The organism is Pseudomonas sp. LF-5 (assembly GCF_037626295.1).
GTDB lineage: Bacteria > Pseudomonadota > Gammaproteobacteria > Pseudomonadales > Pseudomonadaceae > Aquipseudomonas > Aquipseudomonas monsensis.
Genome location: NZ_JARKMT010000001.1, coordinates 1194638 through 1216673, shown reverse-complemented (window position 1 = coordinate 1216673; position 22036 = coordinate 1194638). Strand labels below are relative to the sequence as shown.

At 60.1% G+C, this 22036-nt stretch carries 19 protein-coding genes; 7 read left to right on the top strand and 12 right to left on the bottom strand.

Annotated elements, in window-relative coordinates; genetic code table 11:
- Positions 1–45 precede the first annotated feature (45 nt).
- The 3 genes from PseuLF5_RS05405 (at position 46) to PseuLF5_RS05395 (ending at position 1946) form a co-directional block, all read left to right on the top strand.
- A complete protein-coding gene (locus PseuLF5_RS05405) occupies positions 46–336 on the top strand; it encodes a hypothetical protein (protein WP_340133110.1) in 291 nt (96 codons plus the stop codon).
- Between the two features lie 726 nt (positions 337–1062).
- Positions 1063–1566, top strand: a complete 504-nt coding sequence (locus tag PseuLF5_RS05400) for a hypothetical protein (protein WP_340133109.1) — start codon at positions 1063–1065, stop codon at positions 1564–1566.
- A gap of 77 nt (positions 1567–1643) precedes the next feature.
- On the top strand, positions 1644–1946 hold the full coding sequence (locus tag PseuLF5_RS05395) for a hypothetical protein (RefSeq protein ID WP_340133108.1): 303 nt from the start codon (positions 1644–1646) through the stop codon (positions 1944–1946).
- 793 nt (positions 1947–2739) lie between these two features.
- Here PseuLF5_RS05395 and PseuLF5_RS05390 read toward each other — a convergent pair.
- From PseuLF5_RS05390 to PseuLF5_RS05360, 7 genes are all read right to left on the bottom strand, one after another.
- Positions 2740–4377: a BatD family protein gene (locus PseuLF5_RS05390; RefSeq protein ID WP_340133107.1), complete on the bottom strand. Its 1638-nt coding sequence runs from the start codon at positions 4375–4377 to the stop codon at positions 2740–2742.
- On the bottom strand, positions 4374–6110 hold the full coding sequence (locus PseuLF5_RS05385; RefSeq protein ID WP_340133106.1) for a vWA domain-containing protein: 1737 nt from the start codon (positions 6108–6110) through the stop codon (positions 4374–4376). Before PseuLF5_RS05385 ends, PseuLF5_RS05390 begins: the two co-directional genes overlap by 4 nt.
- Positions 6107–7186, bottom strand: coding sequence for a vWA domain-containing protein (locus PseuLF5_RS05380; protein WP_123468026.1), 1080 nt, complete (start codon positions 7184–7186; stop codon positions 6107–6109). Before PseuLF5_RS05380 ends, PseuLF5_RS05385 begins: the two co-directional genes overlap by 4 nt.
- Entirely contained in the window at positions 7179–7676 is a 498-nt protein-coding gene (locus PseuLF5_RS05375) for a DUF4381 domain-containing protein (protein WP_123468028.1), read from the bottom strand. Before PseuLF5_RS05375 ends, PseuLF5_RS05380 begins: the two co-directional genes overlap by 8 nt.
- Positions 7673–8617 (bottom strand): DUF58 domain-containing protein, encoded by a 945-nt coding sequence (locus PseuLF5_RS05370; RefSeq protein ID WP_222833083.1) that lies wholly within the window; start codon positions 8615–8617, stop codon positions 7673–7675. Before PseuLF5_RS05370 ends, PseuLF5_RS05375 begins: the two co-directional genes overlap by 4 nt.
- A 5-nt stretch (positions 8618–8622) precedes the next feature.
- Positions 8623–9582, bottom strand: coding sequence for an AAA family ATPase (locus PseuLF5_RS05365; protein WP_007913915.1), 960 nt, complete (start codon positions 9580–9582; stop codon positions 8623–8625).
- Between the two features lie 291 nt (positions 9583–9873).
- Complete coding sequence (locus PseuLF5_RS05360; protein ID WP_340133105.1) at positions 9874–10227, bottom strand: hypothetical protein; 354 nt, start codon at positions 10225–10227, stop codon at positions 9874–9876.
- A 504-nt stretch (positions 10228–10731) separates the two neighbouring features.
- Here PseuLF5_RS05360 and PseuLF5_RS05355 point away from each other — a divergent pair.
- Complete coding sequence (locus PseuLF5_RS05355) at positions 10732–15627, top strand: NAD-glutamate dehydrogenase (protein WP_340133104.1); 4896 nt, start codon at positions 10732–10734, stop codon at positions 15625–15627.
- 165 nt (positions 15628–15792) lie between these two features.
- Here PseuLF5_RS05355 and PseuLF5_RS05350 read toward each other — a convergent pair whose 3' ends face one another.
- From PseuLF5_RS05350 to pdxR, 4 genes are all read right to left on the bottom strand, one after another.
- Positions 15793–16506: an ATPase gene (locus PseuLF5_RS05350; protein WP_340133103.1), complete on the bottom strand. Its 714-nt coding sequence runs from the start codon at positions 16504–16506 to the stop codon at positions 15793–15795.
- Positions 16507–16722: 216 nt separating this feature from the next.
- Positions 16723–17127: a cupin domain-containing protein gene (locus tag PseuLF5_RS05345; protein ID WP_340133102.1), complete on the bottom strand. Its 405-nt coding sequence runs from the start codon at positions 17125–17127 to the stop codon at positions 16723–16725.
- A gap of 230 nt (positions 17128–17357) precedes the next feature.
- Positions 17358–17651, bottom strand: coding sequence for a putative quinol monooxygenase (locus PseuLF5_RS05340; protein ID WP_123468040.1), 294 nt, complete (start codon positions 17649–17651; stop codon positions 17358–17360).
- 123 nt (positions 17652–17774) lie between these two features.
- Positions 17775–19208: a MocR-like pyridoxine biosynthesis transcription factor PdxR gene (gene pdxR / locus PseuLF5_RS05335; RefSeq protein WP_340133101.1), complete on the bottom strand. Its 1434-nt coding sequence runs from the start codon at positions 19206–19208 to the stop codon at positions 17775–17777.
- A 328-nt stretch (positions 19209–19536) separates the two neighbouring features.
- On the opposite strand from pdxR, the gene PseuLF5_RS05330 reads away from it, so the two are divergent.
- Complete coding sequence (locus PseuLF5_RS05330; RefSeq protein ID WP_186748461.1) at positions 19537–19977, top strand: carboxymuconolactone decarboxylase family protein; 441 nt, start codon at positions 19537–19539, stop codon at positions 19975–19977.
- Positions 19978–20263: 286 nt separating this feature from the next.
- Here PseuLF5_RS05330 and PseuLF5_RS05325 read toward each other — a convergent pair whose 3' ends face one another.
- Entirely contained in the window at positions 20264–20608 is a 345-nt protein-coding gene (locus tag PseuLF5_RS05325) for a hypothetical protein (protein WP_123468045.1), read from the bottom strand.
- Positions 20609–20815: 207 nt separating this feature from the next.
- On the opposite strand from PseuLF5_RS05325, the gene PseuLF5_RS05320 reads away from it, so the two are divergent.
- Positions 20816–21481 (top strand): secretin and TonB N-terminal domain-containing protein, encoded by a 666-nt coding sequence (locus PseuLF5_RS05320; protein ID WP_186748482.1) that lies wholly within the window; start codon positions 20816–20818, stop codon positions 21479–21481.
- The gene (locus tag PseuLF5_RS05315; protein WP_064119825.1) at positions 21478–22029 is read left to right on the top strand and encodes an RNA polymerase sigma factor; all 552 of its coding nucleotides are present in this window, start codon (positions 21478–21480) and stop codon (positions 22027–22029) included. The genes PseuLF5_RS05320 and PseuLF5_RS05315 overlap by 4 nt, the downstream gene beginning before the upstream one ends.
- The last annotated feature ends 7 nt before the right edge of the window (positions 22030–22036 follow it).

Sequence of the window (22036 nt, the reverse complement as noted above, 5' to 3'; positions counted from 1 at the left end):
CTGGCCATCATATTGATATTGCCTCGACCGCATGGAGCAAGCGCAGTGCAACTGATCAACTCTATTCCCCCGGTTACCGACACTGAAAAATATGATGCCTGGAAGAAACAGTGGTCGAATCAGGAGGGGTTGGATATGCATTCGTATATCAATGATCAATGCCACCCGGAACAGATGCTGGTGTTTTCGACGTTGTTCTTCCCGACGTTCGTCGTGTCTCAAGGGGGCGTTTTTCTAGAGCGAAATTTTTCAGTAGAAACGTTGGCGCGCTGCTTGAGCCTAGCCTCTCACGACATGGCAGAGGCTGAACGGCTGTTGAATTATGTGAAGCTCTAAGATGTTTTTGGTCAATACGGAGATGGCGTATCAGTCAGCATATTTCTGCAGCTGTGCGAGGTCATTGGGTTTGCCTGGCGCATGGTGCTGAAGGAAAAATTCCCGGACAAGTTATTCAGTGTCGAGGTGTTGAACTCCGATGAAAATTACGGCCCGGTGATTACGTTTTATCAGGTGAAGAAATGATTGATAGTGGGTTGGCAGGCTTTCCGCCCGGAGAATACGGACAGTGAAGATACTTTGCCCGAGGTGCGAGCAGGACCACATTGTCGGTGCCAGTATCAGGGCTACCGGGACTGAGCTATTTATATGTCCAGAGTGTGACGCCATCTGGTTTGCAATTGAGAAAGTTGGCGTTGAACCTTTTATGGATTTTGGTACTTACATGAAAAGCCTGGGGCTTTCAATGCTGTGGGACGAGTTGGACATCATTTCCGAAGAGCCTTAGGCGGTGTGAATCTGGCGTGGAGGGAGGTGCTGGGGCAGTGGAAGTATTAGATGAAATTGGCAGTACGCTACCAAAACGCCGGCCTTCTAAAGACGAGTTCTACGAAACGGGTAAATGGGGAAACGGGTAAAGGGGACAGTCCACGTTTAAATAAACGTGGTCTGTCCGCGGTTCTGCTCCCGATTTTTGTCCAGCTTTCGTGTCAGTCAGCAAGAAATCAACTGATCAAAAAACGCTGAGAAAGGCCTGCCACACTCGCAAGAAAAAGGAAGCTTGTGTTGACCAATAAATACGTAGTTGTTGTGGAATCAGGATCTGACTTGCCTGATAGAGAGATTCTGGTCAGTCGGGCATGGGGCGACGTTCCCGTCTCCTACATCCGGGATCAAGAGGCGTTTAACGACTGCAGTTTTCTCGATTTAAAAGTCAATAAATGGGAACTCAACAGGGAATGGAGCGCTAAGCAGAACAGCGAACCCTGGATAAGAATTGAAAAGCTTAAAGGGGCTGCGCTCGATGACTTTCTACATAGAGACGGCTCTCTTTGGCCTGTCGATTTGGCAGAAAAAACGCTCATGATTATTGAGTTGGACGAGGGCGGGAGTGCGCTGGACCATTGTTTGTTGCTGCGCTTGGTGTCAGTTTTTCTGGGGCAGTTCAAGGTCTACAGGTGGTCTGACGGCATCGAAGAGGTGAGTGAAGAAATTGCCGCTTCGTTACCCGCTCAACAGGCTGTTCTAGAGCGATTGATCAGATGTGAACAGGCTGCCAGCGGCAAGTAACGTGAATAATTTGGTTAAAGAGGGAATATGAATGGCTCTGATGAAACTCCGCCTTTGCCCAGCCCCGAGGTTTAAGAGTGATCACTGAAGATATAAAGATCGTCGAGGAAATTTTCCAATTGGTCGAAGCAGGCATCGTCCATGGCTACGATGCATTCAGCTACGGTGTCGAGTTGGGTGAGGGATACATTGAGACGGAGCTGGGTGTTGAGAAGGACGGAGTGGAGGACTGGAACGTCGAGACCGATATGAACGACGCGAAAATTCTGCGTCTTGTAGGCGAATTACAGGCCAACGCAGACAAGCGTGGAGAACCATGGAAGTCATTTGTCATGTCTTATCGCGAAGGGGAGCAAGTGAAAACGAAATTCCAGTATTGATTCGAGATGCCACATTCTGGCATCCCGGGATTGCAGCAGGCGGCACTTGCCGCCTCTTGTCGTTTACCTGACAGGTACAGATAGACTGCGCTCGGACGGAGGATAATGGGACAGACCACGTTTAGAAAGTGTTCCAAAAACGTATTCTGTCCCCGTTTTACCTTCTGTTTGGCGTCACTGTGCGGGGCTTTGATAATAATAAATTTGTCCCTCTCACAAGTATCAGCTTTCCTTACGGTACGGCCTTGGGGATTTATATGGGCGGTGTGGGTTACAAGACTTTTGATTTTTATAAGGAAGTAAAAGATGAGAAATAATGTAGTTTCTCGAATGACCATTTTATTTGGCCTCGTTGTGTTGGTTCTTTCGGTGTGCGGCCTTATTTCGTTAGTGATGGTGTCTTTGTTGATGTTCGCTTTGTACTTGTTTTCCGAACCTGATTTTGCTGTCGTTTTCAAATGGATTGGCATGCCACTGACAATATTTTTGTCGGTTCGCTGGATTTACAGGAATTACGATTACGTCAAAAGATGCATGGATGGGCGCTGAGTCAAGGCGTCGACTTGGGTGGTGTCAGTAGTAACAAAAGCTGTTGCGTAATATGCCCTGGCATTGCCGGGGCGGTTTTTATCAAAAAGAGATTTTCTGGTTGAGGTCGGAACAGGTCATGGCGGTGACGTGTGCCTTCAAGAGGAGGGAGCAAGCCATGGATGAAAAGTTTTAAAAAAAGTGGACTGTCTATGTTCGCATTCGAAGTATTTGTTGAATATTAAAATCAAAAGAACGTCCGATTTTACTTCGGGTACAGCGGCGGCAACCCACTATCACCGACCGGATCCTGCACCCGCTCCGCCGCTGGAATGGTGCGGATTGCCCGCCACAGATCCTCACCCTGCCAATGCTGTCCGGTTTCGCTGTACAGCGCTCCGTTGAGACCGTCGAGTGCATCCGACAGCGGCACAAAGCGCGCCGCCATATCGGCAAGCGTCTCCGGTTGCTGCCGCGCCCACGCATCCAGCGCCTGCCGCGTCGCTTGCGGATCATTGGCCTGGCACGCCCGTTTGATGTCGTCCATCAAGGTGCGCGGGCTCGGCCCGGTTTGCGCGGCACGATGCACCGCCGGTTGCCAGCGTGCGCGCCACCACAGGCCGAAGCCGAGCAGGGTAGTGCAGGCCAGAATCAGCGTGCTGAGTTTCCACCACCACAACACATCGTTATCGACGACGCCCGGTTGCAGGTTGCCGGTCGGCGTATCGACCTGCAGGCTCGGATTATTCGCCACTTGCAGGGTGCGCGCGGGCAGGCTGCTGTGTTCCAGATGGTCTTCGAAGGTGTTCCACCACACCACGTCCACGGTCGGCAATTCGATCGAACCGTTGCGGCTCGGCACCAAGGCTTCGCGTTCTTCGCGGCTACCGACCAGGCCGCGGTCAGTGCTCTGGTTGCTCAATACCGGTTGATCGGGGTAGCGGCGCAGGCCGTTGACCTCGGTGCCGGGCAGGGTCGGCAGTTGCGAACTGGCCAGCCCCTCGACCCGCAGCGTCAGGCTGCGGGTCAGGGAATCGCCGACTTGCGTGTGTTCCGGCTCCGGGTTCCAGCTCTCGCTCAGGCTCAGGCTGCGCGCCGGTAACCATGGTGCGTCGACCGGGTAGGTCAGGGGTTTGGGTTTGACTGTCAGCGGGATTTGAGAAGAGCTGACGCGCATCAGCTTGCCCGGTTTCGGGCCTTGTGCGGTCGTGTCCTGCGCGGGCTGCGTGTCGACCAGCGTGGCGCTGAAAATCTGCGGCGCGATGGTCAGCAAGCCGCTGTGCTGCGGGTAGATCGCATAGCGCATTTCGATCACGCCATGGCGCACGCCGTTGATGTCTTTCTCATAGGTGCGGGTGTCGCCGAGCTGCTCGATTCGCGCATCGGCGATTTGCAGCGGTGTCAGGCTGCTGTCGTCGTACAGCGACACCGAATGGTAGATGCGCAGGGTCAGGATCGCCTGGGCCTGCACATAGACGCTGGACTGATCGAGGCTGGCCTCGATGAACACCGGGTCGAGGTTGTTTTTCTCTTCGCGGGTGTCGCTCTCGACCACTTGCACGGTGATCGGCTGGCTCTGCACGTCACCCAGTTGCAGCGGCGGAATCACCACGCTGCCGTTCTCTTTCGGCAGCAGGGTAATGATCCAGCGGGTGGTCGCGCGGTTGTCGCCATTGAGCGTGTTCAACTGGTTGACCTGGCGCGTGCCACGCACTTCGAACAGCGCTTCCAGCGGCGTCAGGTCAGGTTTGCCGAACTGGGTGACATCGTTGGTTTCGAGGGTGAGCTCGACCGTCTCGCCGGAGTTCAGGCGACTGCGATCCACGCTGGCCGTCAGCTCGGCCGCCTGGGCGGTGGCCGTGCAGATCAGCAGGGGCAGCAAGAGAGCGGTGAAGCGGGTCATCGAGTGTTTTCCTGATCCTGATGTTGTTGCTGTTCGTACCAGAATTTGCGTCGCAGCAATTCTCCCGGATCGTCCGGGATCTTGCCCAGCCATTGTTCCAGGGCCTGACGTTGCTCGCCTTCGAGGTTGTTCTCGCTCGGGCGCAGCGTCGGCACGGTGTCCGTTTGTTCTTCCTCATCGCTGCCCGGCACTTCGTTGGGGCCTGGCTGCGGCGGTGTGGTCGCGGGCGGTTCGCTGGCCGACTCGGCGGGATGCGCCTCGCTCTGGGTCTCGCTGTTCACCCCCGGGGGCGGCGCGGTTGCCGGCGGTGGTTCGTCGCCGGGCAGATTCTGCTGCGCCGGGGATTTTTCCGGCTCGGGCGGCGGCGGGGTGCGCTTCTGCTTCAGCAGGTTTTCCACCAGCGCCTTGTTGGTCTGCGCCGGACGCAGATCCGGTTGCAGTTCCAGCGCCTGTTCATAGGCGTCGATGGCCGCTTCCAGCTCACCGCTTTTCGCCAGGGCGTTGCCACGATTGTAGTGGGCGCGGGCATCGCTGCCTTCGGCAAAGCGCTGGGCGGCGCCACTGTAGTCGCCGGCCTCGTACAACGCTACCCCTTGCCACTGGTGATCTGCGAAATGTTGTGCGGCTTCGGCCGGGCGCTTCTGTTTGAGCAAGTGCAGGCCTTGTTGGTCGGGGCGCAGCCACAAGTCTTCGAATTCAAAAGCGTAGCTGGGCTGCGGCAAGCAAAACAGCAGCGGCAGGCAGAACAACCACCCACGGCGCCCGGCGCATGCGGCAAGCAACAACAGCGGCAACAGCAGCCAGTAACCCTGATCGGCCCACGTGTCGAGACGCACGGTCTGGCCATCGTCACGCAAGCTGCGCGGGCCGTTGAGCAGGCCGAGGCTGCCCAGGTCGCTTTCGTCCAGACGCGCGGCGTGGTATTCGCCGCCAACGCTGTTGAGGAAGGCTGCAAGCCCCGGGCTGTCGAGTTGCGGGACGCGGATCGCGCCTTGTTCGTCCTTAAGGAAACTGCCGTCCTCCTGGGCGATCGGCGCACCTTCGGCGGTGCCGATGCCGAGCATCAGCAATTGTGGCGATTGCCCGCTCAGTGCCCGGCGAATGCCTTGGCGTTCTTCTTCATCCAGCGACGAGCCGATCAACAGAATCCGCCCCTGACCAAGCGCGCCCTGTTTCAGCAGGGCCAGCGCTTTACTCACGGCCAGATCAGCGCGATGGCCGCTTTCCGGCATCAACGACGGCTTGAGTGCGTCGAGCAGATTGCGACTGGTCGCCAGGTCATCCGACAGCGGCACCAGCGTGTGCGCGCTGCCGGCGTAGACGACGATGGCGGTCTGCGCATCGCTGCGCGCCTGCAACAGGTCGAACAGCTTGCGCCGCGCCTGTTCCAGGCGAGTCGGTGGTGAGTCGGTGGCGAGCATCTCCGGGGTCAGTTCGAGGATCACCACCAGCGGGTCGGCGGGTTTCTGGCTGGTCTGTTCGACCCGCTCCCAACTCGGCCCGAGCAACGCCAGAACGGTCAGCAACCACGCCGCACCGAGGGCGACCCACGGCAACTTGCTGTCGCGGCCGTTACCGCCGCTGAGCAGGGTGGCATGAAACGCCGGCGGCAGAATCATCTGCCAGCGCCCGGCACGTTTCTGCCGGTGCCAGAGTTGCCAGAGCAGCCAGCCGAGCAGCGGCAACAGCAGCAACCACCACGGACGGAACCAGTGCGGCCAGAGCGCGATCATCGGCGCCTCCGCAGACGCAGACGCTTGAGGCGCTCGCGCCAGTCAGGCAACGGACTTTGCAGATACAGCTCCTTGGTGAACAGGCGTTGCAGCGGATTGTCCGGCCACAACTCGCGAGCGACCAGCAACAGGCTCAGCCACAGGGCGAGGGCCAGCGGCCACTGATACAGGGCTTGCGCCGGGCGCGCCTCGGTCGGTTGCTGGGTCACCGGCTCGAGCTGATCGAGGGTGTCCTTGATCGCTTGCAGTTCCTTGCCGTCATGGGCGCGGAAATACTGGCCGCCGGTGGCCTCGGCGATGGCTCTGAGTGCTGGCTCGTCGAGGTCCAGGCTCGGATTGACTCCGAGCAGGCCGGTCGAGCCGCTGTCCTCGGGATTGGCGCCAATGCCGATCGGGTAAATTTTCACGCCTTCGCTGGCCGCCAGTTTCGCCGCCGTCAGCGGATCAATCTCGCCACCATTATTGGCGCCGTCAGTGACCAGAATCAGCACACGGCTTTGTGCCGGACGCAGGCGCAGGCGTTTCAGGGCCAGACCGATGGCGTCGCCGATGGCAGTGTTCTTGCCGGCGATGCCGATCCGCGCTTCGTCGAGCCAGACCCGCACGGTGTGACGGTCGAAGGTCAGCGGCGCCTGCAAATAGGCCTTACTGCCGAACAGGATCAAGCCAACGCGGTCGCCATCGCGGCTTTCCAGAAAGTCGCCGAGCAGGTGCTGCACCAGCGACAAGCGACTGACGTCTTCGTCCTGCCACTGCATGTCGGGGAAGTCCATCGAACCGGATACGTCCACCGCCACCAGCAGATCACGGCCACTGGCGGCAATCGGCAGCGGCTCGCCGAGCCATTGCGGGCGCGCAGCTGCGGTCAACAGCAATAACCACAGCAACATGAATGGCGCCTGCTGACGCCACGCCGGCAGATTGGCCCGGGCGCGACGGCGGGCGAGGCCTTCAAGGTCCGAGAGAAAGCTGACTTTCAACGCCGGCTCGCCACTGTCGGCCACCGGCAGCACAAGGCGCATCAGCCACGGCAGCGGCAACAGGGCAAAGATCCACGGCCAGGCGAACTCAAACATGCTTGCGAATCCAGGTGTCGACGGCCTGGGTCAGGCCGGCGATGGCTTTGTCGTCGAGTTTGCATTCCGGTTTGTAGGCGCCTTCGACCAGGACCATCCAGCGCGTCAGGCCGGCCGCCGGGCAACGGTTATCGAGGAACGCCAGCCATTTGCGGCCGTTGAGTGTGTGGCTCTGGCTGTAAGGGTAATGGTTGCGGCACAAGCGCTTGAGCAGGCCGTTGAGCTGTTGCAGCCAGGCCCCCGCCGGTGCGCCGTCATAGGGCTTGGGCATTTGGGCGAGTTCGGCGAGGGCGGCGATGCGCACCGGGTCCAGCGGCTGTTCGGCGCGCACGATCGGGCGCTTCTTGAGCGGGATGAAGCGGCGCAAACGCCACGCGCCGTAGCCGAGCAATGGCAGCAGCAACAGCAGCAGCCACCAGCCCGGCGCCGGCGGCCAGAAGGCAATCGGTGGCGGGGAAATCAGCGGTTGCAGTTGTTCGAGGCCGTTCATCGCCCGGTCCCCGGCCGCTGCGGATTAAGGAACTCGCGCATCTGCTCGACCATTTCACTTTGCGTGCTCAGCGGCATCAGCAGCACCCGCAGTTTCTGCGCGAGCAATTCCCAGCGGGCAATGCGTGCTTCGGCCTGGGCGCGGTAGGTCTGGCGCAGGTCGAAATTGAGGGTGTCGAGTTCCAGCTGGGCACCGCGCTCGGCGAAGCGTAACAGGCCGGCAGCGGGCAGGGCGTGATCCAGCGGATCGGACAGCGGCAGCATCAGCAGGTCGCAATGGCGCGACAGCAGGCTCAGTTGCTGTTCGGCACTGTCGGACAACGCGCGCTCGTCGCAGATCACGATCACCAGACTGCCCGGACGCAACACTTCCCGTGCCCGCCGCAGGGCCACGCCGAGTGCATCACGATCCGCCTCACGCTCCGAATGCAGCGACTGATTGACCTTCACCAGGCGGTTGAGCAATTGCAGCAGGCTCTGCTTGCTGCGGCGCGGTTTGATTTCGTAGTGCTCGTTGTCGCCGAACACCAGCCCGCCAACGCGGTCGTTGTGGCCCAGCGCGGCCCAGCCGATCAGCGCCGCCGCTTGCGCCGCGAGCACCGACTTGAACATCAGCCCGGAACCGAAAAACAGCCGCGTGCTTTGCTCGACCATGATGAAAATCGGCCGTTCGCGTTCTTCATGGAACAGCTTGGTGTGCGGCTCCTGCGTGCGCGCCGTCACGCGCCAGTCGATGGTGCGCACGTCGTCGCCAGCCTGGTAGACCCGCACCTGATCGAAGTCGACGCCGCGACCACGGAATTTCGAGTGGTGCAGGCCGATCAGCGGGCTGCGCTGACTCGGCGTGGAAAACAGCTGCACCTCGCGCACACGGTGGCGCATCTCGATCAGCTCGGCGAGGCTGACGCGGATGCCCGGTTCGGATGGCAGGGGGGCGTTCATGGGGGTCAAGCGACGGCTACGACGTCGAGAATCCGCTGCACCACCCGATCCTGATCAATGCCGGCGGCTTCGGCTTCAAACGACAGAATGATGCGATGACGCAACACATCGAACAGCACCGCCTGAATGTCTTCGGGGCTGACGAAGTCGCGACCGGCCAGCCAGGCGTGGGCGCGTGCACAACGGTCGAGGGCGATCGAGCCACGCGGGCTCGCACCGTAGGCGATCCACTCGGCCATTTCCGGGTCGAACTTGGCCGGGTTGCGCGTGGCCATGACCAGTTGCACCAGGTATTCCTCCACGGCGTCGGCCATGTACAGACCGAGGATTTCCTTGCGCGCAGCGAAAATCGCCTGCTGGCTGACGCGGCGTTCCGGTTTGGTTTCGCCGTTCAGCGCTTCGCCACGGGCCTGCTGCAGGATGCGGCGTTCGACGGCGGCATCCGGGAAACCGATTTTCACGTGCATGAGGAAGCGGTCGAGCTGCGCTTCCGGCAGCGGATAGGTGCCTTCCTGCTCGATCGGGTTCTGCGTGGCCATCACCAGAAACAGCGGCGACAGCTCATAGGTGCTGCGCCCGACACTGACCTGACGTTCGGCCATGGCTTCGAGCAGCGCCGATTGCACCTTGGCCGGGGCGCGGTTGATTTCGTCCGCCAGCACCAGGTTGTGGAAGATCGGCCCTTGCTGGAACACGAAGCTGCCGGTTTCCGGGCGATAGATCTCGGTACCGGTGATGTCGGCGGGCAAAAGGTCCGGGGTGAACTGAATGCGATGGAACTGGGCTTCGATGCCCTCGGCGAGTTCTTTGATCGCTTTGGTCTTGGCCAGACCCGGCGCGCCCTCGACCAGCATGTGACCGTCGGCGAGCAGGGCGATGAGCAAGCGCTCGATGAGTTTTTCCTGGCCGAGAATCTGCGTTGAAAGAAAGGTTCGCAGCGCCAGCAGCGCTTCACGATGTTCCATCGGTGACTGTTCCTGGAAAGGGGTGGCCACAGGCGTTCGGATAACGCCGGGGCTGGGGGCGTTACTTTAATCCATCGAGGGGGGTGGCGACTAACGGCATTTTGCGCAAAGTGCGGGAAATGACTGGGGCAATTGTTGGATTTTTGTAGTGGGAGAGTGTTGCGGTGGCAGTTCCGGCCCCATCGCTGGCAAGCCAGCTCCCACAGTGACCGATGTGTTGCACAAATTGCATGCGCATCGCTGATACCTGTGGGAGCTGGCTTGCCAGCGATGGGGCCAGTTCAGACGCCATCAAATCTCGCTGATGAAGGTACCCGTCCCATCAAGGATATTCTTCAAAGTCTCGACAACCTCATCCAGATCAACCATATCCGGGTTGAAGGTGATTTCCAGCACATCATCCCCGTTCAACGCATCGGCATCCGCCGCCGCGATCTCGATCTTCAGCCGCGTCTTGCTCAGGGTGACTTTCACCCCGTCCAGCGTCGACGGCTCGCCATCCAGGGTGATCTCCAGCTCATCCTCGTCCGGATAGCGGCTCATTACGAACATCTCGCCCTTGTCGGTGTGGCAGCCAATCATGGCCATGTTGTCTTCTTCGTCGTCGCACGGGTTGACGATCAGTAGGGCGGTGTTCATTTGCATGGTCAATTCCTGCCTTGAGGGGCGTGTCGGTCGCAATAGGGCGCGATTCTGCCAGCCCTCGGGAATTTCTGCATGTGAGAGTGTCAGAGGATGTGTCGCGAGCACGGCACAGGTCAATGGTCACTTCTGGCACGCCTGTACCGTAAAAGCGGGCATTCAGGCCGCCGTTTTCCGCCATGACTGCTAGTGTTTATCGGTGCCAAATCCTTTGTTTACGTGCCAATGACCGAATATGTCGCAGCACCGCAAGCAGACACATTGTCGCACCCATTAAGCTGCGCAACGGATGAGCACCTGTAAAGGCATTGTCGGCAGTGCGGACAGTCGTTTTTGCAGATGCCCATTCAATGGAAGGTGAATGTGACCTGAGTGTCTCGTCCAGCTTCACCCACCTGTCACCCTGTTTCCTCTGCCCGAGAATCAGGAACAGGGCGACACAGGCCCCGAAAGGGGTGTTGCACGCGACGCTTTCCATCAATAACAAGCTTAAGCGGAGTACCACAGATGGCGTTCTTCACCGCAGCCAGCAAAGCCGACTTCCAGCACCAACTGCAAGCGGCACTGGCGCAGCACATCAGTGAACAGGCACTGCCACAAGTGGCGCTGTTCGCTGAACAATTCTTCGGCATCATTTCCCTGGACGAGCTGACTCAACGTCGCCTCTCCGACCTCGCTGGCTGTACTCTTTCCGCGTGGCGCCTGCTTGAGCGCTTCGATCACGCGCAACCGCAAGTGCGCGTCTACAACCCCGATTACGAACGCCACGGCTGGCAGTCGACCCACACCGCGGTCGAAGTGCTGCACCACGACCTGCCATTCCTGGTCGACTCGGTCCGCACCGAACTGAACCGCCGCGGCTACAGCATTCACACCCTGCAAACCACCGTGCTCAGCGTACGCCGTGGCAGCAAGGGCGAGCTGCTGGAAATCCTGCCAAAAGGCAGCACCGGTGAAGGCGTGCTGCACGAGTCGCTGATGTACCTGGAAATCGACCGCTGCGCCAACGCGGCCGAACTGAGTGTGCTGAGCAAAGAGCTGGAACAGGTGCTCGGTGAAGTCCGCGTCGCGGTCGCCGATTTCGAGCCGATGAAGGCCAAGGTGCAGGAAATCCTCACCAAGCTCGATCACAGCGCCTTCGCCGTCGATGCCGACGAAAAGAACGAAATCAAGAGCTTCCTGGAATGGCTGGTGGGCAACCACTTCACCTTCCTCGGCTACGAAGAGTTCGTGGTTACCGATCAGGCCGATGGCGGCCACATCGAATACGACCAGAATTCCTTCCTCGGCCTGACCAAACTGCTGCGCACCGGCCTGACCTACGAAGACCTGCGCATCGAAGACTACGCAGTGAAATACCTGCGCGAACCGACCCTGCTGTCGTTCGCCAAGGCCGCGCACCCGAGCCGCGTGCACCGTCCGGCGTACCCGGATTACGTGTCGATCCGTGAAATCGACGCGGACGGCAACGTCATCAAGGAACACCGTTTCATGGGCCTGTACACCTCGTCGGTGTATGGCGAGAGCGTGCGGGTCATCCCGTTCATCCGCCGCAAGGTCGAAGAAATCGAACGCCGTTCCGGCTTCCAGTCCAAGGCTCACCTGGGCAAGGAACTGGCGCAGGTCCTCGAAGTGCTGCCGCGTGACGACCTGTTCCAGACTCCGGTCGACGAACTGTTCACCACCGTGATGTCGATCGTGCAGATCCAGGAACGCAACAAGATCCGCGTGTTCCTGCGCAAAGACCCGTACGGTCGTTTCTGCTACTGCCTGGCCTACGTGCCGCGCGACATCTATTCCACCGAAGTGCGCCAGAAGATCCAGCAAGTGCTGATGGAGCGCCTGAAGGCCTCCGACTGCGAATTCTGGACGTTCTTCTCCGAGTCCGTGCTGGCCCGCGTGCAGCTGATCCTGCGTGTCGATCCGAAGAACCGCATCGACATCGACCCGGTGCTGCTGGAAAAAGAAGTCGTACAAGCCTGCCGCAGCTGGCAGGACGACTACGCCGCCCTGACCGTCGAAAGCTTCGGCGAAGCCCACGGCACCAACGTGCTGGCCGACTTCCCGAAAGGCTTCCCGGCCGGCTACCGCGAGCGTTTCGCTGCGCATTCGGCCGTGGTCGACATGCAGCACCTGCTGAGCCTCAACGAAAAAAGTCCGCTGGTGATGAGCTTCTATCAGCCGCTGGGCCAGGTGTCCGGCCAGCGCGAGCTGCATTGCAAGCTGTATCACGCCGACACGCCGCTGGCGTTGTCCGACGTACTGCCGATTCTGGAAAACCTCGGCCTGCGCGTGCTGGGTGAATTCCCGTACCGCCTGCGTCACACCAACGGCCGCGAGTTCTGGATTCACGACTTCGCGTTCACCGCTGCCGAAGGCCTGGACCTCGACATCCAGCAACTCAACGACACCCTGCAGGACGCGTTCGTGCACATCGTCCGTGGCGATGCCGAGAACGATGCGTTCAACCGTCTGGTGCTGACCGCCGGCCTGCCGTGGCGTGACGTGGCGCTGCTGCGAGCCTACGCCCGTTACCTGAAGCAGATTCGTCTGGGCTTCGACCTGGGTTACATCGCCAGCACCCTGAACAACCACACCGACATCGCTCGCGAGCTGACCCGGTTGTTCAAGACGCGCTTCTATCTGGCGCGCAAACTCAGCGATGAAGATCTGGAAGACAAGCAGCAGCGTCTGGAACAGGCGATTCTGACCGCACTGGACGATGTCCAGGTGCTCAACGAAGACCGCATCCTGCGTCGTTACCTCGACCTGATCAAAGCCACCCTGCGCACCAACTTCTACCAGACCGACGCCCACGGCCAGAACAAGTCGTACTTCAGCTTCAAGTTCAACCCGCACGCGATCCCTGAACTGCCGAAGCCGGTACCGAAGTTCGAAATCTTCGTTTACTCGCCACGCGTCGAAGGCGTGCACCTGCGCTTCGGCAACGTTGCTCGCGGTGGTCTGCGCTGGTCCGACCGTGAAGAAGACTTCCGTACTGAAGTCCTCGGCCTGGTAAAAGCCCAGCAAGTGAAGAACTCGGTCATCGTGCCGGTGGGTGCGAAGGGCGGCTTCCTGCCGCGTCGCCTGCCACTGGGCGGCAGCCGTGACGAGATCGCGGCCGAGGGCATTGCCTGCTACCGCATCTTTATTTCGGGTCTGCTGGACATCACCGACAACCTGAAAGACGGCGCGCTGGTACCGCCGGCCAACGTCGTGCGGCATGACGACGATGACCCGTACCTGGTAGTAGCCGCGGACAAGGGCACTGCAACCTTCTCCGACATCGCCAACGGCATCGCCATCGACTACGGCTTCTGGCTGGGCGACGCGTTTGCCTCCGGTGGTTCGGCCGGTTACGACCACAAGAAAATGGGCATCACCGCCAAGGGCGCGTGGGTTGGCGTACAACGTCACTTCCGCGAGCGCGGCATCAATGTTCAGGAAGACAGCATCACCGTGGTCGGCGTGGGTGACATGGCCGGTGACGTGTTCGGTAACGGCCTGTTGATGTCCGACAAGCTGCAATTGGTCGCGGCTTTCAACCACATGCACATCTTCATCGACCCGAACCCGAACCCGGCGACCAGCTTCGCCGAGCGTCAGCGCATGTTCGACCTGCCGCGTTCGGCCTGGACCGACTACGACACCAGCATCATGTCCGAAGGTGGCGGTATCTTCTCGCGCAGCGCGAAGAGCATCGCGATCTCCCCGCAGATGCAGGAACGCTTCGACATCAAGGCGGACAAGCTGACCCCGACCGAACTGCTGAACGCCTTGCTCAAGGCGCCAGTGGATCTGCTGTGGAACGGCGGTATCGGTACTTACGTCAAAGCCAGCACCGAAAGCCACGCCGATGTCGGCGACAAGGCCAACGATGCTCTGCGCGTGAACGGCAACGAACTGCGCTGCAAAGTAGTGGGCGAGGGCGGTAACCTCGGCATGACCCAACTGGGTCGTGTGGAGTTCGGCCTCAATGGCGGCGGTTCCAACACCGACTTCATCGACAACGCCGGTGGCGTGGACTGCTCCGACCACGAAGTGAACATCAAGATCCTGCTGAACGAAGTGGTTCAGGCTGGCGACATGACCGACAAGCAACGTAACCAGTTGCTGGCGAGCATGACCGACGAAGTCGGTGGTCTGGTGCTGGGCAACAACTACAAGCAGACCCAGGCCCTGTCCCTGGCGGCGCGTCGTGCCTACGAGCGCATTGCCGAGTACAAGCGTCTGATGAGCGATCTGGAAGGCCGTGGCAAGCTGGACCGTGCCATCGAGTTCCTGCCGACCGAAGAGCAGATTAATGAGCGCGTTGCGGCAGGCCATGGCCTGACCCGTCCTGAGCTGTCGGTACTGATCTCGTACAGCAAGATCGACCTCAAGGAACAGCTGCTGAACTCGCTGGTGCCGGATGACGATTACCTGACCCGCGACATGGAAACGGCGTTCCCGCCGACCCTGGTCAGCAAGTTCTCCGAGGCCATGCGTCGTCACCGTCTGAAGCGCGAGATCGTCAGCACCCAGATCGCCAACGACCTGGTCAACCACATGGGCATCACCTTCGTTCAACGACTCAAAGAGTCGACCGGCATGAGCCCGGCGAACGTGGCCGGTGCTTACGTGATCGTGCGTGACATCTTCCACCTCCCGCACTGGTTCCGTCAGATCGAGGCGCTGGACTATCAGGTTTCCGCTGACGTGCAGCTGGAGCTGATGGACGAGCTGATGCGTCTGGGCCGCCGCGCTACCCGCTGGTTCCTGCGTGCCCGTCGCAACGAGCAGAACGCTGCCCGTGACGTCGCGCACTTCGGTCCGCACCTGAAAGAACTGGGTCTGAAGCTCGACGAACTGCTGAGCGGCGAAATCCGCGAAAACTGGCAGGCGCGTTATCAGGCTTACGTCGAAGCCGGTGTGCCGGAGTTGCTGGCGCGTATGGTCGCGGGCACCTCGCACCTGTACACGCTGCTGCCGATCATCGAAGCGTCCGACGTGACTGGCCAGAACCCGGCCGAAGTGGCCAAGGCGTACTTCGCCGTGGGCAGTGCGCTGGACATCACCTGGTACCTGCAACAGATCAGCGCACTGCCGGTTGAAAACAACTGGCAGGCCCTGGCCCGTGAAGCGTTCCGTGACGATGTCGACTGGCAGCAACGTGCGATCACCATCTCCGTCCTGCAACAGGGCGACGGCACTCAGGACGTGGAAGCACGCCTGGCGCTGTGGATGGAGCAGCACGAAAGCATGATCTCGCGCTGGCGCGCCATGCTGGTGGAAATCCGTGCAGCGAGCGGCACGGACTACGCCATGTATGCGGTGGCCAACCGTGAACTGCTGGACCTCGCCTTGAGCGGGCAAGCCGTGGTGGCCCCGGCTGCTGCGAATGCCGAGCTTGAACTGGCGTAAGTAGTGGTTGAATGAAAAAGCCCCTGCATTGTGAGATGCAGGGGCTTTTTTATGCCTGAGGATTTTGTGTTGTCTAGTCTGGCCCCTTCGCGAGCAAGCTCGCTCCCACATTTGAAATGCATTCCCCCTGTGGGAGCGAGCTTGCTCGCGAAGGGGCCCTTGTCATCAATACAACTTAGATGACTGTTTGCTATCAAGCATCGACACTTTGTCCGCAGGTCTAGCGACTAAATTGTTGAGCGACTGGTCAAACTTCTGCAGCGCCCGAACTTGCACATCCTGCTGCTGATTAATATCCGCAACAATCTCCTCCGAGCGTTTGAAGTCCGCCCACACGGGCGTCAATTCTCTCGCCTCGGAGCCTTTCGCCGTACCGATGTAATTCAACTGCGCATCATAGAAGTCCGCGCTCACGTCTGCCTTGATGTCGGAACTGCGCGAAGTGATCAACTGGCTGTGGGTGTCGACAATCGCCACCACATCCGGTCTGGCTGCGCGCAGGCTGTGCAGGTCCGGATACACCGTCACCGAGCCGAACTGGCGTTGCAGCGATGCCTTGACCCAGTCCACCGCCATGTCCGGTTTGGAGCTGGCAACATAGGCGTCATGGATCGGTTGCACCAGCAAACTCTGGCCGAAACCGGTGCCGGCGTTGGCTTGATAGTCACGCAGGTATTCGCGGTTGGTCTGGGTGCCTGGGCTGTAGACCACGCCGAGCGACACGCCGGGGCCGCTTTTCACCTGCGCCGCGCTGCTGCGGCCGACCGGTTGGGTGAAGAGGGTGTCGAGGGACGAGACGGCTTTCGGCGCGGTGGGCACTGAACAGGCGGACAAGGCTAGAACCGATATCGCCAAGGTACTGGCAAAAGCAAGTTTCATGGTGTTTCTCCCGTGAAACAACATCAGTCGGACAGTTTAAAAGTCGTTAATCACGACCGTTAACTCAGACTAAACCCGCCAACCTGACAATTTGCTGAGCGAACCGCCGTTGAATAGTTTCATTTGCTGTAACTCGCAGCGGTTAATGACGCCGGGAAATAAAAAGGCGCCAATCCGCGATTTGCGCCTGATTATTTATGGCTGGTTAAACAGCCATCAGTTTTTCAGCGGGATCAACACTTGCTCATCCGGGGCCAGCACCATGAACACCAGCAACTTCGCCGGTTTGCTCTGGCTGGCATTTTTCGACACCAGATGCTCGGAGCCGGCGGGTTCGTACCAGAACTGGCCCTTCTTGTAAGTGATCGGTGATTCACCCTTGACCTGGGAAATTACCTCACCTTCCAGCACGTAAGCCATCGCCGTGCCGTCGTGCCTGTGGGCGATAGAGGACTGGCCGGGTTTGTAGTCCACTTCGATCATCATGGCTTTTTTGCCGGGAGCGTTTTTCAGCATCTGGTCTTGCAGCACGGTGACTTTTTCTGACGGCTCGTGAGCAAAGGCAGCCGTGGTGCAAAGGCTCAGGAAAAGGGCGGCAGCGAAGAGGGGCAGGGCTTTCATGGCGGGTTACCTGTGGTGATCGGAGTGGTGCTGATCACGGTAGTCCGCAGGGCGGGGCATGCAAACGGCCAATATTCGGGAAGATCGGGTGACCAATCTGTGGATTCTCAGCGCTTGCAAATAAGCCATCGCTGGCAAGCCAGCTCCCACAGGATTCAGCGTCGTTCGAAAATTAATGTACGACACAAAAAACTGTGGGAGCTGGCTTGCCAGCGATGGCGTCAATAAGGTCAAACGATAGGAAACGAGTTGAAATCGACGCTATTGGCCAGCCGGCTATCAATCAGGTCAATAAACCCCTGCGCCTCGGGCCGGTTGAAATGCGCCTGCATCGCCGCCTCCGACTGCCAATGGGCGCTGACCGTCCAGCGGTGGCTGTCCTCGGGGCAGCGGTCGACCAGGTAGGAATCGCAGCCGGGTGTCTCGCGCAAGGTGTCGACGATCCTCTGCAGTTGCCTGCCCAGCTCCTCCGAGCGGCCGGCGGCGGCCTGCACCTGAACGGTGTTGATCACTTCGTTGGACATTGCTCACACTCCTTAATCAGGCCGGACGAGTCCTGCTCATTGAGGGATAACGCTGATGCAGAATAGGCCTGCACCCCCGGATCACCAATAACCAATCGGCGGTTAATCACCCAGTCCAATCATTCACGCAACTTGTTGCAGGATGTCGCGCAGGCGATCCAGAGCGATATCAATGTCCAGCGTTTCAATGGCGCCGAAACCGAAGTACAAGCCGTTTTTCGCCGGTTGCTGGTCATAGAAAATGTCGATGGAGTACAGGCCGACCTCGACCCTTTTCGCCAGTTCGATCACCAGCGGCAGATCGATCGGCACCTTGCAGAGCACCGCCATATGAAAGCCCGCACTGGCTGGCACCGCGTCGAGCCAGGGCGACAGATCGGTCGCCATGCGCGCCAGAATCCGTTCACGGCGCTGGGCGTAAATCGCGTGGCAGCGGCGGATGTGCTTGAGCAGACAACCCTCGGCGATGAACTTGGCCAGCGCCCATTGCGGCAGGGTCGGGGTATGCTGGTCGGTGAGTTTTTTGGCGCGAATCACCGCTTCGAGGATCGCCGGCGGCAGGATCGCGTAGCCCAGGCGCAGCTCTGGCAGCAGGGTTTTGGAGAACGTGCCGACGTAGGCGACGATGCCGCGCTGATCGAGGTCGTGCAGTGAGTCAGTGGGGCGACCTTCGTAGCGGAATTCGCTGTCATAGTCGTCCTCGATGATGATCGCCCCCAGCTCATAGGCCCGGGCCAGCAAGGCTTCACGGCGCGCCTGGCTCATCGACATGCCCAGCGGGAACTGGTGTGACGGGGTGACGTAAATCAGCCGCGTGCCCTCGGGAATCTGCTCGGCCACAATGCCTTCGGCATCCACCGGCACACCGACCACTTGCGCACCGTGGGTGCCGAACAGCAGACGCGCTGGCGGGTAGCCCGGGTCTTCCATTGCCACCCGGCTGCCGGGGCTGATCAGCACGCGGGAGATCAAGTCCAGCGCCTGTTGTGCACCGTTGCACACCACGATGTCTTCGTCCTGGCAGTTGATCCCGCGTGAGAACGCGATGTGCCCGGCAATCGCGTGGCGCAGCGCCGGAAGGCCTTCGGGCACGCTGTAGAAACCCTTGGAGGCGGCCATCTGGCGCATGGCGTGCGAGACGCAGCGGCGCCAGTCGTCATGGGGAAACTGGCCTTTGCTGGTGGCGCCGCCGATGAAGTCGTAGCGCAACGAGCCTTGCAGCGTCGGGTGCTGCAGGAACATCGGCAGGGTGCGCCAGCGCTCGATCACCTCGGCGCTGGCCAGTTCAGTGTGGCTTTGCTTGCGCTGAATCTGCGCCGGGCGCGCATTGACGTAGGTGCCTTTGCCGATCACCCCGGTGAGGAAGTTTTCGTAGGTCAACTGGGCGTAGGTGTCGGAAATGGTCTTGCGCGAGATGCCCAGTTGTTCGGCCAACAGGCGGCTGGGCGGCAACTGCGTACCCGCCGCGAGACGCCCGGATTCGATGGCCCCGCGCAGCTGTTGGTACAACTGGCCGGCGAGATCCTTGCGGCCGTTGATCACCACGTGAAGTTCCATACCGACGAGGCTCCGGGGGGCTATTGGTTTGCCCGCCAGATTACCGCTGTTGCGTGGTCGGCAATAGTTGCGCACCACAAAAACCCGAAATTGGCCCCAATCCCCTGTAGGAGTGAGCCTGCTCGCGATAGCGTTGTATCAGGCGAAATATTCTTTGGATGTGCCGACGTCATCGCGGGCAAGCCCGCTCCCACAGTGTTTTGCAGTGCCCGCAAGAAATCGTATTTTTCCTGTCAGTGGTGTAGCGGTTTTCCGTGCAATTGGGGCTGTAACGCGCAGGTGTCGGCGTTTACGGTGAAGTCATTATTCCGTCTGCCGAGACCTGCCCATGAGCCCGCGCCTGGATTACTACAATGCGTCGCCCAAGGCGATGAAAGCGATGATCGCGATGGAGGCGCTGACCAGCCACCTGAGCATCGAACAGCCGTTGCTGCAACTGATCAGGATCCGCGCCTCGCAGCTCAATGGCTGCGCGTTCTGTACTGACATGCACTCGGTGGATGCGCGGCGCGCGGGGGAGAGTGATCGGCGTTTGTATGCGATCGCGGTGTGGCGTGACAGCGGCTTCTTCAACCCGCGTGAGCGTGCGGCGCTGGCCTGGACCGAAGCGGTGACGTTGTTGGCTGAAAGTCATGTGCCCGATGAGGTGTACCAGCAGGCCAAGGCGCAGATGAGCGAAGCGGAACTGGTGGACCTGACAATCGCCGTGACCACGATCAACAGTTGGAATCGCCTGGCCGTCAGCTTCCGCCAAACCCCCAGTGACTGACGTACACATTCACCTGTGGTGAGGGGATTTATCCCCGTTGGGTTGCTAAGCAGCTCCCGAACCTTACAACTGGGTACATCAGGCTCACCCTGCGCAGCGGGTTTACGACTGCTGCGCAGCCGAACGGGGATAAATCCCCTCGCCACAGGTTGGGAGCCTCCCTACAGGTTTGGGAGCCTCCCTACAGGTTGGTTGGAGAACCGCCCTACAGGTTAGTGAGCCTCCCTGCAGGTGTGTGAGTTCGCTCCTTACAGACGTGTGAGTTCCTTGCCCCCAGGTGGATGTGTCATTTATTGATGAGTGGAGAGGTGCCGGCATTGGCTGGTGGGCGTTGCGGTTTTACCGAGGTGCCGAAGGTATTGCCCATTCGCGTACTGGTCGCGGCCGGGGTCGCGAGGCCCACCTGATTCGGTGGCCGCTTGTTGACGGGCACATTCAGCGCTTGCTGATTTTTCTCCGCAGCCGCTGCGCCTTGCGGGTTGTTGCCCATCTGCTGGCTCAGGCAATCGTAGTTCGGCGCCTTGTACCCGCCGACCGTCACCTCGACACAGCCCAAGGGTTCTTCGGCAAAAGCGCTCGACAGCGCCGTCAACAACAGCCCGCCAAGGCTGAATCGCCACAGTGTGTTCATGCTCGCCTCCTGGCCGGCCCGGAGGGGCCGCGCTATGGCTTGAGTCTAGTGCAAGCCTTGCGCAAATCCCGTGATGGTTTTTTTGCACCGTCCGTCACACCAGATTCATAAACAGCCCTCAGGATGACGATTTCCAAGGATTCGTCAGCCGTGCAGCGAGGCAGTTCCAGGGACGGTTTTCAGCGTTCAACGAGACTTGTGCGCCGGATGTGTCTGGGGTGGCTGCTTGGCTGTGCGGCGGGCCACGCCATGGCCGACGCGGTGCCGGCGGACTTGCGCATGACGCTGCACATTCCGGCACAGGATCTGGCGCACGCGCTGGACCAGTACAGCCACGCCACCGGCGTAGCGGTGCTGGTCGACAGTCAGTTGAGTCGCGGTCGTCGCTCGCTGGCAGTGGACGGTGAGTACACCGCCGCCGATGCCTTGCGTCGATTGCTCGGCGGCAGTGGTTTGATGGCGCGTTATGCCCGGGACGATGCGTTTACGTTGCAAGTGGCGCAGGTCGAAGACGTGCCGGCGCCGCCACAAAAACAGACGCCCGAAAGCGTTGCCGTCAATCGCAGTTACGCCACGGCCGTGCAAGCGGCCATCGAGCGCAACCTGTGCCGTTCGCCGCTGACCCGCCCGGGCAGTTATCGCGCGGTGTTGCAGGTGTGGGTCGGGCGTGACGGCGTGGTGCAGCACAACCGGTTGGTCACCTCGACCGGCGATGTACGGCGCGACAATGCGCTGGTAGAGAGCTTTCGCAATCTCAGGATCGACCGGCCGACGCCCAGCGCCTTGCGTCAGCCGGTCACGTTGCTGTTGTTACCGGAGTCGTCAGGGAAACGCATGGAATGCACCACATGGGAAGGAGTTTCCGGGGGATGAAAGACACCGGACAAGGTTCGATGGTCCAACTGTTCCTGACGTCCTACGAGGACTTTCGGGTGCGCCTGCGCAGGCGTCTCGGTTCGGAAGACCTGGCCAACGACGTGCTGCACGAAACCTACCTGCGGGTCGACCGCATGGAGACGCCGCCGAACGTCTTGCGACCCAACGCCTACCTCTATCGCATGGCCCTGAACATCGCTGCCGACCGCCGCCAGGCCGATGCACGCCTGCTCACTGGCGAGGAAGTCGAGGAACTGCTGCAAATCGGTGACGAAGCCCTCGATCCGGCGCGGGTGGTGGGCGGGCAAAAGGAAATCCAGTCCCTGCTCAGTGCCCTTTACGAGCTGCCCGCACGCCGTCGCAGAATTTTCATCGCTGCGCGGCTGGAAGAGGCGCCGCACCTGGAGATTTCCCAGCGTTTTGGCATTTCCACGCGCATGGTCGAGAAGGAAATCAAAGCCGCGTTGGGCTTTTGTGCAGCGAAACTGGAAAGAAAAGTGTTTCAGCGGTTCGGTCGCGGGGCCGGAAAACCGTCTTCTGAATAGTGCCCGA